Origin of the sequence: Polaribacter sp. MED152 (assembly GCF_000152945.2) — a bacterium.
Taxonomy (GTDB): Bacteria; Bacteroidota; Bacteroidia; order Flavobacteriales; family Flavobacteriaceae; genus Polaribacter.
Genome location: NC_020830.1, coordinates 2,134,320 through 2,147,979, shown reverse-complemented (window position 1 = coordinate 2,147,979; position 13,660 = coordinate 2,134,320). Strand labels below are relative to the sequence as shown.

Below are 13,660 nucleotides of genomic sequence, written 5' to 3'. Positions count from 1 at the left end.
GATTTAGTCTCGTCAAAAATATTTCTATCTGTTTTTTTTAACTTAAGCACTACAAGCATCAAAATTAGTCCACCAAATATGAATGAAAAACTATAAACCATAACTAGCCTCCAATTGTACTCATACTTTCAGAAACATTTCCTTTTTTACGGTTTGCTTCTGCAATAAAACCGTTTTCTGGTTTTTCTTTTACTAAAGATAAAAAGAGTTCTTTTAAATCATCGTTACTTGCTCCTTTTCTTATAAAATCTCTTAGATTAAAAACACCATCATCAAACAAGCAATTTTTAAAAGTACCTGTACTTGTTATTCGTATTCTATTACAATCATTACAAATGGTTCTTGTAAATGCAGGAATTATTCCGAAAGTTCCTAAGTGATTTTCAATTTTATAATTTCTAGAAGTTGATGATTTTTCTGATTGAATTTCTTGTACCTCAAACTCAGTTTTCACTTCATTTAAAATTTTTTTGAACGTCCAATTCTCTTGCATTTCACGCTGACCTTTTCCATTAAAAGGCATTTCTTCTATAAAACGAACTGCAACATTTTTATCTTTTGTAAGTTTTACAAATTCTACAATTTCATCCGTATTAAAACCAGATTGTACTACTACATTTAGCTTTAAATTTAAACTGCTTTTCTCTAGCAATTCAAACGTTTTATACACTTCAGGAAAAACATCTCTTCTTGTAATTTTTGCAAATTTTTCTCTTTGCAAACTATCTATACTTAAGTTGATGTTTTTAACTTTCTGTAACTTCTCGATTTTATGAATATGATGCGAAATTAAAGCTCCATTTGTAGTAATATTAATAGCATCTAATAAATCATTATAAGAAAGCATTTCTAAAAAGCCTACAAAATCTTTCCGAACAAAAGGTTCTCCACCTGTTAAACGCACCTTGTTTACACCCAATTCTGTGAGTACACGAATTAAACGATACATTTCTTTAAAAGTAAGCAGTTCTTGTCTTGGTACAATATCTATACCATGAGCAGGCATACAATATTGGCAACGTAAATTACAACGATCAGTAACCGCTAATCGAACATATTCTATTTGTCTACCAAAATTATCTACCAATTTACTCATTTAGTTGGGTAATTTTTTTGCTATTAAACCATATAAAAAAGCACCAATTAAAGCACCAATTAAAATGATTAAAGCTGGCAAAAATTTGAAACCTAAAATTACAAATACAGGAGCTGCACAGGCACCAGAAATTCCCCAACCTAAACCAAATAAGGTTCCACCAAAAATAGTACTTATAACACCTTTCTTTTTAGGTTTAGGCACAATTTTATTACCATTAATGTCTTTTATTTTTCCGCTTTTAAATAGCTGCATAATAATAGCCGAAATTACTACAGCTCCACCAATGATTCCATACATATGGAAAGATTGAAATTTAAACATTTCGTAAAAACGATACCAAGAAATCGCTTGAGATTTACTTAATACAATTGCAAAAAAGATACCTAATATTAGAAATTTTATATTTTTCATCTGTTATTTAATTTGTATTAAAATAATATTGGAATTATAAACCATGTTGCTATGATACCACCTATAAAAAAGCCAATTACAGCGAATAATGATGGTAATTGTAAACTACTTAAACCTGTAATTGCATGACCAGAAGTACAACCACCAGCATATCTTGTTCCAAAACCAATTAACACACCAGAAAGTATTAATATTAAAAATCCTTTTAAGGAAAACACAACATCGTCACTAAAAATTTCTGCAGGAAAATAAGTTTCTCCAACATTAGAAAAACCTATATCTGTTAATTCTTGCACTGTTGTTGGGTTTAAATCAATAGCAGGATTTGGAACTAAAAAATAAGCAGATATAAAACCACCAATAATTAAGCCTACTACAAATAACAAAGCAAAATCTCTTTGTTTCCAGTCTTTCTTAAAATAGTCAGATACTTTGCCTGCACCAGCCATTGTACAAAGGGTTTCGAAATTGGTAGATGCACCAAAATTTTGACCGAAATAAAAATAAAGGAATAATGATAAAGCTATTAATGGCCCACCAATAAACCAAGGCCAAGGTTCTAAAAGAAAATCCATTTATAATTGCGTTTTTAAATAATTCATAATTTGTTTTGTTGCTCCTAAATTGTCTTCAATATATTTTTTGTTAATAGTACCTGTTAAGGTTCTATAATTTTTATCATCTCTTAATTGTAGCATGTTTTCTGTAAATTCTTTTTGGTTTTGAATAGATATACATCCACCAATTTTAACCAAATCTACAGCCTCTTTAAACTTACTAAATTTATCACCAATAATTACTGGAATACCAAAAGTTGCAGGTTCTAAAATATTATGCAGTCCTGTTTTTAAACCACCACCAACATATGCCAAATTTGCGGATGCATATACTTTGGTTAGAATACCAATAGTATCTATAATGAACACTTGATAATTGCTTAATTTTTTATGTGCTTTATCCGAATACAAGACTGTCTTTTTGGCAATAGCTTTTTTAAGTTGCACAATGGCCTCATTGTTTATATTATGTGGTGCAATTATAAATTTCTCATTTTCTGATGCATTGTTATTGATATAATTAATTAATAACGCTTCATCTTCAGGCCAAGTGCTACCTGCAACAACAGTGTATTTATTGTCTTTAAATTGAGTGATAAAATCGAGTGAATTGTCTTGTTCTAAAATTTTAGAAACCCGATCAAACCTAGTGTCTCCTGCAACTGTTACATTATTATAGTTAATAGAAGCTAATAATTCTTTAGAAGTTTCATTTTGAACAAAGAAATGATGAAAAGCGTGTAAAGAGTTTCTCATAAACCCTCCATAACTTTTAAAGAACAGTTGTTTTTCTCTTAAAATTCCTGATACTAAAATTGTAGGTATTTCCTTGTTTTTTAATTCATTTAAAAAATTTGGCCAAAACTCATACTTTACAAAAATGGCTAATTCAGGATTTAGAGTTTCTATAAATTGCTTTGCATTCTTTTTAGAGTCTAAAGGTAAATAGCAAATTACATCTGCTAGTTTGTAGTCTTTTCGAACCTCATATCCTGAAGGAGAAAAAAAAGTAACTAAAATTTTATGGTTTGAGTGTGAGCATTTTAATTCTTCTATTATAGGCCTAGCTTGTTCAAATTCGCCCAAAGAAGCTACATGAAACCAAATTGTTTTTTGGTTTTTTAACTCGCTTATTTTAGAAAAAGTTTCTTTTCTACCATCAACAAAAAGCTTTATTTTTTTATTGAAGTTTGCCAATAGTACTAAGAAAAATTTAGCTAGGTAAACTACTAAATTATATAGAAAACTCATAAGGTGTAAAAATACAAAATAGTAGTAAGTAGTAACGTAACATTTATTACATAAAAAAAGCCACTCTTTAAGAGTGGCTTATAGGTATAATTTTAATTAGTTATAATATCCCCCAACATTATTAAATAGAAATTATACTTTGGTTAAAGTTAGGTTAATTTAAGTATATCTAATAAAAAATGTTCTTAAACACTTTAATAATGTTCTGAAAGTTAAAAAACTAAGATAAATTCATCTTTTGCATTAAATCCTCTCTGTATTTTTTTCCAATTGGAATATCAAAATCTGCAACAAAAACGGCATCTTGATTTACCTTTTCTAAGTAGTTGAGATTGATAATATAACCTCTATGAATTCTTTGAAAACTTGCATTTAATTTTTCTGAAATTTCATTTAAACTAATTCTAGATATTATTTTTTTGTGATTGGTAAGTATAATTTCTACGTACACATGATCGCTTTTTATAAAAAGAATGTCTTCGAATTTTATTTTACTAAAGCCTCCTTTTTCTTTTACAAAAACTGCTTTTTGGTCAAACTTTAAGGCCTTTTTTGCATAATTTGAAATGGCCAATTCTATAGAAGTATACAATTCATTTTTACTAAAAGGCTTTACCAAATATGCATTTGGCGATACTTCTTTCGCTTTATTTAGTGTTTCAGAATCTGCATTTGCGGTTAAAAAAATAATAGGAAACTTATATTCTGCATTTATTTTTTTAGCTAAGTCTATCCCTGTTTTTTTACCTGATAATTGAATATCTAAAATACAAATATCTGGTTTATGGCTTTCTATACTAGCTACTGCTTCAGAAAAATTAATTACAGGTTCAAAAACTTTATAATTTAAGCTCTCTAGCGTTTTACAAATATTATCTGCTATGATAATCTCATCTTCTACCACCAAAATTTTAATTTTGCCCATAAAATTTAGTTTATCTCTTTTCTAGTTGCTGTATCTTGAAACTCAATTTCAAAAGTAACACCTTCGTTATTTATAATAGTCAACTTACCATGCAATTGCCTAACTAATCTTTTTACCAATTTTAGACCAGAACTTGTTGTTTGTTCAATTTCAAAATCTTTTGTAAAACCAGAACCATTGTCTTTTATCGTTAATAAGTAATCTTGACTGTCTTGCTTATCTAAAGTAATTTCTAATTTATTATTTTTCTCTGTTTCAAACGCATACTTAAAAGAATTGGTTATAATTTCATTCAACACCAATGCTAAAGGTATGGCTGTATCAATATCAAAAAATATGTCTTTAATATTTGCAGTAACATCTAAATTATCTTCCAACTTATACAGGTAAGAAAGTTCTTTCACCAACAAATCTACAAATTCATTAAAGTTGATTAAACCAGATTTACTTCTGAATAATTTTTGATGAATTAAAGACATAGATTTAATTCTATTGCGTCCTTTCTCTAATATTTGCAGCGCTTTTATATCTTTTATTTCATCCGTTTGAAGATCTAACAAGCTATTTATAATTTGAAAATTATTTTTAACCCTATGATGCATCTCCTTAATTAGCGTCTCTTTTTCCTCTAATGATATTTCAATTAACTTATTCTTACGTGCTAATTCATTTGATTGATCTTTAATTTTTCTAAGCACTACAAAAGTGATGATAAGCAATGCAAAACAAAGCAATGCAATAATAAAATACAATTGCCTTTGTTCTTTTTCTAAACCAATTTCTTCCTCTTTAATTTTTAAAGCTTCTTGGTTTTTATATTTTGTAAGCGATCTTGTAAGGTCTTCAGAATAAATATCTCTAGTAATTTGAAGTGCCTTGTGTTTGTATTGTAAAGCTTCCTCAAAATAATCGTGTTCTGCTAAAGCATCAGAACTTTTATTTATAAGATGATAATATTCGTTTAAATTTAGGTCTTTACCCAACTCATCAAACTTTTTTACAAGTTCTAAAACATTAGAAGTGTTAAATTTTGTTAGAATTAGATTTTTAATTTCTGGCTTTTCTTTTGCTGTAGACATAAGTTGTGCATAAAGCATATAAGAATAGAGTTTAGAATACGAATTGTACAATTCATCTATCAGTTTTAAAACCTTTTCATCGTCTTCACCTTTATAAATATAGGCATTTACTAAATCTGTAATGGTACCATAATAATAACTAGTTTTTTCCTCTAACTGTTTTTCTAACTCTAGAATATATTCACAAGTAGCAATATATTCCTCTAGTTTATTTTCATAAATTAAAAATCCTTTTGAATGGCTCAAGAAGGTAATTTCTAATTCTACATCTTCTAACTCTTTTGCAATTGCTACACCTTTCCTAATTAACTCTTTACCTTCTGTTATATTCTTTTCTATAAGATGAATTACAAGAGGGTGTGTTTGTATTTTAGTACTTGCCCATAAGTAATTATCACTTGCATCCTTAAATTTTGATATATAGCTTTCTAATTTAAGTTGCTCTTGATTTGCTTCTTCTAAATGGATTTCATTTCTAAGTTTGCTTATTAAAACCCACTTAATATTAAAAAAATCTCTGTTTAAACCCTTACTAATTTTAGGCGTTTTAACTTCTTTGTTGATATAATTAGCAACAGCAATAAAATCTAAATTTTCTCTTTTTGCTAGGTTTGAAATAAATTGATAATAATCTTTATAAGAAATTTCATCTTTAAGAATCATTTTCTTTAAAAATACCTTGTCTTTACCATCTTTTAATTTGTTTAGGTAAAAAACGGCTGAATCTAATTTTTCTTCGATGATAAAATTTTCAATCTTTTGAAAATCTGTTGCCAATTGCGCTTTTAAAGTAACTGTAAAAAGCAAAAAGAAGCTGAAAAGAAGCTGTTTCATAGCTAGAATATTTTTCTATAAAGTTGAATGAGAAACCTTTATGAGTGAAAAGTAAGCAATAAAAAAAGCTCAAACAAATTAATGTTTGAGCTTTTTTAGTTTTGAACTTAATTTCTTAAGCTTCAAATGGAGTTACAGATACATAAGATCTGTTATCTCTTTTCTTTTGAAATTCAACAATTCCGTCAACCTTTGCATGTAAAGTATGATCTTTACCCATGTAAACGTTTTCTCCTGGATTGTGAGTTGTACCTCTCTGACGAACAATAATGTTACCTGCAATTGCAGCTTGTCCTCCAAAAATTTTTACACCTAGACGTTTCGATTCTGATTCTCTACCATTCTTCGAACTACCTACACCTTTTTTATGTGCCATTTTCTTGAGTTTTTATAAGTTAAAGCTAAATTAGTTAGTTATTTTTCAATACCACCATCTAATCTATCTTGTAATTCTTTTAATTCATCCCATTTACCTTCCGCAGCTAAACCAGCTTGCTTTGGCCAAGTATCTGTTACAATATGAGATAATCTTGAACTAGCTTCAGATAAAATTTCACTTAATTTAGCAGCATCTGTTTTAGCTACTTTAGCAAATGTATCTAAGCCAGCATTTACTAATGCTTCTGCAGCCTTAGGACCTGCACCTTCAATTTTCTTTAAATCGTCAGCTTTAGCCTTAGTTGCTTTTTTAGGAGCAGCTTTCTTAGGAGCGTCTGCAGTAGTTTCTGTTTTCTTAGAAGCTGCTTTCTTAGCAGTTTTCTTTGTACCAGAAGCTGCAATAGATTCAATTTGAATCTCGCTAAAAGACTGTCTGTGTCCATTTTTCTTTCTGTATCCTTTTCTTCTTTTCTTTTTGAAAACGATAACTTTATCACCTTTTAAGTGACTTAAAATTTGAGCTGTTACTGATGCTCCTTCTATAGCTGGGGCGCCTAAAGTTACGTTTCCAGCATCATCAAGTAAAAGAACATTATCAAAAGTTACTTTTGATCCTTCCTCTCCTTGTAAACGATGAACGTATACTTTTTGGTCTTTTGCTACTTTAAACTGCTGCCCTGCTATCTCTACGATTGCGTACATACTATTTGTTTTGCGTATTTATACTTATTATTGCACTTAACTTACTGAAAATGCGGATGCAAATATACATATTTTTTAGAAATCAGCAATAAAGCTAAATATTAAAAATAAAAAATATTTATCCTTTAATTTCATTATGTTTTCTAGCAAACCTTTGTTATTTTTGGTAACTGACAAAAAACTTTATTTTCTGTAACATTCTGTAAAATGAAGCGTCAAACACAAATGTAAATTATTAATTAAATAAAAAAATCAATGAAGAAAAGTATTTTATCTCTTGCTTCTGCTGTATTAGTTGCGTTTTCTATGAATGCTCAACAGGTAGAATTTGAAGAGTATGATTTAAGTAATGGAATGCATGTAATATTACATCAAGACTCTTCAGCACCTGTTGTTGTAACTTCTGTAATGTATCATGTAGGTGCTAAAGATGAGCAACCAGGAAGAACAGGTATGGCTCACTTCTTTGAACACCTATTATTTGAAGGAACAGAAAACATTAAAAAAGGTGAGTGGTTCAAAATGGTTTCTTCTAATGGTGGTAGAAATAATGCCAACACTACAGATGACAGAACTTATTATTACGAAATCTTTCCTTCTAATAAATTAGAGTTAGGTTTATGGATGGAGTCTGAGCGTTTATTACACCCAATTATTGGTCAAGATGGTGTAGATACTCAGAATGAAGTTGTAAAAGAAGAAAAAAGATTACGTGTAGACAACCAACCTTATTCTAAATTCTTAGAATATGTAAAAGAAAACATCTTTAAAAAGCATCCTTATAAAGGAACAACTATTGGTAAAATGGAAGATTTAGATGCTGCTACTTTAGAAGAGTTTTTAGCATTTAACAAAAAGTTCTATGTACCAAACAATGCAACTTTAGTGGTTGCTGGTGATATTGATAAAGATGCTGCAAAGAAAATGATTGAAGACTATTTTGGACCTATACCAAGAGGTGAAGAAATTACTAGAAATTTCCCAAAAGAAGACCCAATTACTGAGCAGATGACTGCTAAAGGCTATGATGCAAATATTCAAATACCTGCAATTATGGCTGCTTACAGAACACCATCTATGAAAACTAGAGACTCTAGAGTTTTAGATATGATTTCTTCTTATTTAAGTACTGGTAGAAGTTCTGTTCTTTACAAAAAGTTAGTAGATGATAAGAAAATGGCATTACAAGCTGGTGCAATTAACCTAAGTCAAGAAGATTATGGTACTTATATCTTATATGGTTTACCACAAGGTGATACAGAATTAAAAGATATTATTGCAGAAGTAGATGCAGAAATCGTAAAAATGCAAACTGAATTAATTTCTGAGAAAGATTTTCAAAAATTACAAAATCAGTTCGAAAACAACTTTGTAAATTCTAACTCAAGTGTAGAAGGTATTGCTAACTCTTTAGCACGTTACAATGTTTTATATGGAGACACTAATTTAATCAATACAGAGATTGATATTTACAGATCAATTACTAGAGAAGAAATTAGAGATGTTGCTAAAAAATATCTAAATCCGAATCAAAGATTACTTTTAGAATATTTACCAGAAGCAAAATAATAACATCGAAGTTCGTTTAAAAATAAGATATAAATTATGAAGACAAAAATATTATCATTAGTAGCGCTATTTCTTACAACAGTGGCTATTAATGCACAAATAGATAGAAGTACAATGCCTAAACCAGGACCAGATCCTGTAGTTAAATTAGGTAAGCCAATTAAGTTTACACTAGACAATGGTTTAAAAGTAATTATGGTAGAAAACCATAAATTACCAAGAGTTTCTGCAAACTTAACTATAGATAACAAACCTTATTTAGAGGGTGAAATTGCTGGTGTTTCTGGAATGATGGGAAGCTTATTAGGTAGAGGAACAAAATCTATCTCTAAAGATGAGTTTAACGAAAAAGTAGATTTTTACGGAGCAAACATTAGCTTTTTTAGTTCAGGTGCTTTTGGTTCATCTTTAACAAAATACTTTCCAGAAATTTTAGGTTTAATGGCAGATGGTATGCAGAATCCTGTATTTTCTCAAGAAGAATTTGACAAGGAAGTTCAAATTACTTTAGATGGAATTAAATCTAACGAAAAAAGCGTTACTGCTGCTGCAAGAAGAGTAGAAAACGTTTTAACTTACGGAAGAAATCATCCTTTTGGAGAATTTACATCAAAAGAAAGTGTAGAAAAAATTACGTTACAAGATGTAATTAATAACTACAACACTTACTACAAGCCTAACAATGCATATTTAGTAATTGAAGGTGATATTGACCCAAAAGCTACAAAAACATTAGTTAAAGATTTATTTTCTGGCTGGGAAAAAGGAGAAATCCCTGCTTACGAAATTCCAGAAGCTAAAAACGTAGAAACTACTGAAATTGATTTTATTAATATGGATAATGCAGTTCAGTCAGAAATTGCAATTATTAATAATGTAGATTTAACTTTAGGTGATGATGATTATTATGCAGCTCTTTTAGCAAATAACATTTTAGGTGGTGGTGGTACTGCTCGTTTATTCATGAACTTAAGAGAAGATAAAGGGTATACCTATGGTTCTTACTCTAGTTTAAGACAAAATAGATATGCAGGTACATTTAGAGCTACAGCAAGTGTTAGAAACATGGTAACAGATAGTTCTGTTGTAGAGTTACAAAAAGAAATTAATAAAATGCGATACAAAAAAGTATCTGCTGAAGAATTAGAAAACTCTAAAGAAGAATATATTGGAGGTTTTGTAATGGATGTTCAAAAACCAAGAACAGTAGCTAACTTTGCATTAAATATTGAGCGTTACAACTTGCCAGAAGATTTTTATGAAAACTATATTAAGAATATTAAAGCAGTAACTTTAGATGATGTACAGAATGCTGCAATTAAATACTTTACAGGTAACAAAGCAAGAATTGTAATTACAGGTAAGGGTATTGATGTTCTTAAGAATTTAGAAAAAACAGATTACGTAATTAAATATTTCGACAAAGAAGGTAACCCAACTGTTAAACCACCAATGACTTTACCAATTCCTGCTGGTATGACTGCAGAAACAGTAGTTGACAAGTATATTGAAGCCATTGGAGGAAAAGAAAAAGTAGAAGCTATTAAAACTACTATGATTGTATCTAATGCAACTATACAGGGTACACCATTAGTTATGACCATGAAATCATCTGCACCAAATAAAACATTGCAAGAAATTGCTGTAATGGGTAATGTAATGCAGAAATCTGTTTTTAATGGTGAAACTGGTTACCAATCAGCAAGAGGTCAAAAAATGGATATGCCACAAGCACAAATAGATGAAGCTAAAGCTACTTTAGTACCATTTTCTGATATGGCTTACAAAAAAGGTACTTTAGACAGAATTGAGCCAATAGATGGCGTAAACTACTATGTAGTTAAGTTTAATAATACTGAGGTTTTTTATGACATGAAAACTGGATTAAAAGCCAAAGAAGTAAAAACAGCTAAAACTCCAGATGGTAAAGAGGTAAAAGTGCCAACTACGTTTGGAAACTACAAAGCCGTAAACGGAGTTTTATTTCCATATTCAGTTGGTATTAAAACAGGACCAATGGATTTAAACTTTGAAGTTAAAGAGATTAAAGTAAATGAAGGTGTTACAGACGCTGATTTTGAATAAGTCTTTTTAAAATATTAGTTAAAAGAGTCAAAGTGTTACACTTTGGCTCTTTTTTATTTTGATCTATTCAATAAATACACTCCAAGCAAAATTATTAAACCTGCTAATAATTGAATTAAGCTCAATTCTTCCCCATCTAAAATGCCCCAAAAAACAGCAACTATAGGTATTAAATAAGTAACTGACGATGCAAATATAGGCGAAGCCAAATGCACCATTTTATTGTAAAAAACCTTGGCAATTCCTGTTCCAAAAATAGCCAAAACAGCCACATAACCTAAAGCACTAGTTTTAGATTCTGTAAACTCTATGGTTTGAAAAAAATCAGAAAAATAAAGCACTATTAAAGCAGGAATCACTAATAATAAAAAATTACCTGTAACAATACTTAGAGCACTTACATCACTTAGGTATTTCTTAACCAAATTTACATTTAAAGCGTAACCTATAGAGGCTATTACCACTAATAACGTAAACCAATAATTTTGATTCGGATTTAGATCTGCGCCTTTAACAATAAGTACAACTGTACCTACTAAACCTATAACTATACCTACTAATTGTTCTTTTTTAAATTTTAATCCAAAAGCTAAAACTCCAAAAATAAATGTATTAAAAGGGGTTAATGAATTAAGAATAGAAGCTATAGAACTATCTATACCATTTACTGCAAAAGCAAATAAAAACACAGGAAAAAATGTACCCAACAAGGCTGTATAAAAAATATACTTGTAGTGTTTTCTCTTTATTTGTTTTAAACTTTTAAAGCCAAAAGCCAATAAAACAACTCCAGCAACTAACATGCGTAAAGCCCCTACTTGAACAGGCGTTAAATCTATTAAAGCCTTCTTCATTAATATAAAGGAGCTTCCCCAAACAAATGATAATAAAAGAAGATACAACCATTTCTGTTGTTGATTATTCATAAGCTTGGTTAAAGTTTTTGCAAAAGTGGAACAATTATTTAAAAACCTATTTAAATATTGATAAATTTGTACAATAATTAAATAATATTTTCTAATGAGAATGCAAAAAATAGTTTATACGATAGTACTTGCTTGTTTTATTTTAGTAGGGTGTGCCAAAGAAGTGCAAAAAGAAAACGTGTCCTTAGCCATTTCTGGTATGACATGCGAAATTGGTTGTGCAAAAACAATACAATCTAAACTTTCTAAAAAAGAAGGTGTTTTAGATGCAAAAGTAGTTTTTAAAGATAGTATTGCTAACATACAGTTTGATGCTAATACTACTTCTAAAAAAGAGCTTATTGCTTTTGTAGATGGTATTGCTGGAGGTGAATTATACAAAGCTTCAGAATCTTCTGCAATCAAATCTGAACCTTCTGCTAAAAAGCATGAATGTACTGCAGACTGTAAAGAAAAATGCGAAATGAGCGAAAATAAAATGGAATGTAAAGAAGATTGTAAAATGGCTTGTTGTAAAGATAAAAAAGCTTAATTCCTATTTCTTAAAATAAAAAAAGCAGGCTTTAAGCCTGCTTTTTTTTATCTATCAATTTGTGATTACGATCTTGTCCATCCTGCACCCCAAGTTGCATAATCTGTACCTGTAGCATTTGGATCTACAGTTAAGAAATCTGCTTCTGTAAAAGTTTCTCCTGTATCGTTTTTCATGTTAACAGTAACGTCTACAAAAATAACAGAGTTTACATTTAAATCTCCACTTAAAACACCAGCTCCAGTTGGGTTATCTCCAGAATCTCCATCTAAGTCAAATCCTTCAGCAAAACCTTCTAATTTTACGTTAGAAAAGATACCTTGAGTACCAGCTCTTAAACGAATAGCTTCATTACCAGTACCTGAACCTAAACCTACAATAGTTAAGTTAGTTACAGTTGGCTTAGAGAAGTATATTGGGTTAGAGTTGTTACCTACATCTGTATTGTAACCATCTGCCTCAATACCTTTATCATGACTTACACCATGCTTAACATAAGCATCTGTAATAGTACCTGTGTAACCTTCTGTCCAGTCAATTGAATCATCTTGAGAGTTTACTACAGATAAATTAGATACGTTTACAGTACCTCCGAAAAATTCAATACCATCATCTGCACCTTCAAACATTTGAATGTACTCTACAATAGTTCCATTTCCTACACCATAGAAAGAAAAACCGTTGTTTTCTGACTGACCAGATGCTTTACCTCCTGAATATTCAACTCTTACATAACGTAAAGTTCCTGAATTGTCATCAGCTTCAGAACCACCATAAGGTAAGTTTCCTATTTCTGATGTTGCAGTTGCACTACCTGTTACTGAATTTACAGGTGCTTTACCTAATAAAATTAAACCACCCCAATCTCCAGAATTAGGTGTGTTTGCACCAGAAGTAAAAATAATTGGCTGAGAAGAAGTACCTTCTGCAATAATTTTACCTCCTTGAGCTACTGCTAAATATACATCTGCACCAGTAGCTGCTGCTTTAATAACCATACCTGCAGGTATTGTTAAAGTAGCACCATCTTCGATAACTGTAGGTCCAGTAATAGTATACGTGTTTGCAGCATCTAAAGTTAAGTTAGTAGTGTAAGTACCATTTAACTCAATTGTTTGTCCTTGGTTTCCTGTGTTTCCACCACCATTCGTATTGTTTGTTGTGTTGTTTGTAACACTATTATCGTTAATTACGATATCAGCTGTACCATCTTCTCCACAAGACGTGAATAAGGCTGCTGCAATTGTCATTGCAAATAAAAATTTATTTCTCATTGTTCTAAAGTTTAATTTATTCATTTTTAATTAATTCG

General features: G+C 30.1%; 13 protein-coding genes. 3 read left to right on the top strand and 10 right to left on the bottom strand.

What is annotated here, in order from left to right; all coding sequences use genetic code 11:
- Nucleotides 1-103 precede the first annotated feature (103 nt).
- The 8 genes from moaA to rplU all read right to left on the bottom strand — a co-directional run bounded on the left by moaA (nt 104) and on the right by rplU (nt 7,236).
- Nucleotides 104-1,096 (bottom strand): GTP 3',8-cyclase MoaA, encoded by a 993-nt coding sequence (gene moaA, locus MED152_RS09535; protein ID WP_015481662.1) that lies wholly within the window; start codon nt 1,094-1,096, stop codon nt 104-106.
- On the bottom strand, nt 1,097-1,510 hold the full coding sequence (locus tag MED152_RS09530) for a YeeE/YedE thiosulfate transporter family protein (RefSeq protein WP_015481661.1): 414 nt from the start codon (nt 1,508-1,510) through the stop codon (nt 1,097-1,099).
- A 17-nt stretch (nt 1,511-1,527) separates the two neighbouring features.
- Entirely contained in the window at nt 1,528-2,085 is a 558-nt protein-coding gene (locus MED152_RS09525) for a YeeE/YedE family protein (protein WP_015481660.1), read from the bottom strand.
- Nucleotides 2,086-3,318 (bottom strand): 3-deoxy-D-manno-octulosonic acid transferase, encoded by a 1,233-nt coding sequence (locus MED152_RS09520; protein WP_015481659.1) that lies wholly within the window; start codon nt 3,316-3,318, stop codon nt 2,086-2,088.
- A 220-nt stretch (nt 3,319-3,538) separates the two neighbouring features.
- Nucleotides 3,539-4,243, bottom strand: a complete 705-nt coding sequence (locus MED152_RS09515) for a LytTR family DNA-binding domain-containing protein (RefSeq protein ID WP_015481658.1) — start codon at nt 4,241-4,243, stop codon at nt 3,539-3,541.
- 5 nt (nt 4,244-4,248) lie between these two features.
- Complete coding sequence (locus tag MED152_RS09510; protein ID WP_015481657.1) at nt 4,249-6,156, bottom strand: sensor histidine kinase; 1,908 nt, start codon at nt 6,154-6,156, stop codon at nt 4,249-4,251.
- Nucleotides 6,157-6,271: 115 nt separating this feature from the next.
- Entirely contained in the window at nt 6,272-6,532 is a 261-nt protein-coding gene (gene rpmA / locus MED152_RS09505) for a 50S ribosomal protein L27 (protein WP_015481656.1), read from the bottom strand.
- 38 nt (nt 6,533-6,570) lie between these two features.
- Nucleotides 6,571-7,236, bottom strand: coding sequence for a 50S ribosomal protein L21 (gene rplU, locus MED152_RS09500; protein ID WP_015481655.1), 666 nt, complete (start codon nt 7,234-7,236; stop codon nt 6,571-6,573).
- Nucleotides 7,237-7,491: 255 nt separating this feature from the next.
- Between rplU and MED152_RS09495 the strand changes: the two genes are divergently transcribed.
- Nucleotides 7,492-8,805 carry a pitrilysin family protein gene (locus MED152_RS09495; protein ID WP_015481654.1) on the top strand — a complete coding sequence of 438 codons (1,314 nt, stop codon included), beginning with the start codon at nt 7,492-7,494 and terminating at the stop codon, nt 8,803-8,805.
- Between the two features lie 36 nt (nt 8,806-8,841).
- The gene (locus MED152_RS09490) at nt 8,842-10,890 is read left to right on the top strand and encodes a pitrilysin family protein (RefSeq protein ID WP_015481653.1); all 2,049 of its coding nucleotides are present in this window, start codon (nt 8,842-8,844) and stop codon (nt 10,888-10,890) included.
- Nucleotides 10,891-10,943: 53 nt separating this feature from the next.
- Here the strand turns inward: MED152_RS09490 and MED152_RS09485 are convergent, their stop codons facing one another.
- Entirely contained in the window at nt 10,944-11,816 is an 873-nt protein-coding gene (locus MED152_RS09485; protein ID WP_015481652.1) for a DMT family transporter, read from the bottom strand.
- Between the two features lie 94 nt (nt 11,817-11,910).
- Here MED152_RS09485 and MED152_RS09480 point away from each other — a divergent pair, with 94 nt between their 5' ends.
- Complete coding sequence (locus MED152_RS09480; RefSeq protein ID WP_015481651.1) at nt 11,911-12,348, top strand: cation transporter; 438 nt, start codon at nt 11,911-11,913, stop codon at nt 12,346-12,348.
- A gap of 65 nt (nt 12,349-12,413) precedes the next feature.
- Here the strand turns inward: MED152_RS09480 and MED152_RS09475 are convergent, their stop codons facing one another.
- Nucleotides 12,414-13,622, bottom strand: a complete 1,209-nt coding sequence (locus MED152_RS09475; RefSeq protein ID WP_041383968.1) for a hypothetical protein — start codon at nt 13,620-13,622, stop codon at nt 12,414-12,416.
- Between the last annotated feature and the right edge of the window lie 38 nt (nt 13,623-13,660).

What these genes read in the sequence shown, in the direction of transcription:
- MED152_RS09475 (WP_041383968.1), bottom strand. Translation starts at nt 13,622, where the DNA reads ATGAGAAATAAATTTTTATTTGCAATGACAATTGCAGCAGCCTTATTC.
- moaA (WP_015481662.1), bottom strand. Translation starts at nt 1,096, where the DNA reads ATGAGTAAATTGGTAGATAATTTTGGTAGACAAATAGAATATGTTCGA.
- MED152_RS09515 (WP_015481658.1), bottom strand. Translation starts at nt 4,243, where the DNA reads ATGGGCAAAATTAAAATTTTGGTGGTAGAAGATGAGATTATCATAGCA.
- MED152_RS09485 (WP_015481652.1), bottom strand. Translation starts at nt 11,816, where the DNA reads ATGAATAATCAACAACAGAAATGGTTGTATCTTCTTTTATTATCATTT.
- MED152_RS09480 (WP_015481651.1), top strand. Translation starts at nt 11,911, where the DNA reads ATGAGAATGCAAAAAATAGTTTATACGATAGTACTTGCTTGTTTTATT.
- MED152_RS09510 (WP_015481657.1), bottom strand. Translation starts at nt 6,156, where the DNA reads ATGAAACAGCTTCTTTTCAGCTTCTTTTTGCTTTTTACAGTTACTTTA.
- MED152_RS09490 (WP_015481653.1), top strand. Translation starts at nt 8,842, where the DNA reads ATGAAGACAAAAATATTATCATTAGTAGCGCTATTTCTTACAACAGTG.
- MED152_RS09530 (WP_015481661.1), bottom strand. Translation starts at nt 1,510, where the DNA reads ATGAAAAATATAAAATTTCTAATATTAGGTATCTTTTTTGCAATTGTA.
- MED152_RS09495 (WP_015481654.1), top strand. Translation starts at nt 7,492, where the DNA reads ATGAAGAAAAGTATTTTATCTCTTGCTTCTGCTGTATTAGTTGCGTTT.
- MED152_RS09525 (WP_015481660.1), bottom strand. Translation starts at nt 2,085, where the DNA reads ATGGATTTTCTTTTAGAACCTTGGCCTTGGTTTATTGGTGGGCCATTA.
- rplU (WP_015481655.1), bottom strand. Translation starts at nt 7,236, where the DNA reads ATGTACGCAATCGTAGAGATAGCAGGGCAGCAGTTTAAAGTAGCAAAA.
- rpmA (WP_015481656.1), bottom strand. Translation starts at nt 6,532, where the DNA reads ATGGCACATAAAAAAGGTGTAGGTAGTTCGAAGAATGGTAGAGAATCA.
- MED152_RS09520 (WP_015481659.1), bottom strand. Translation starts at nt 3,318, where the DNA reads ATGAGTTTTCTATATAATTTAGTAGTTTACCTAGCTAAATTTTTCTTA.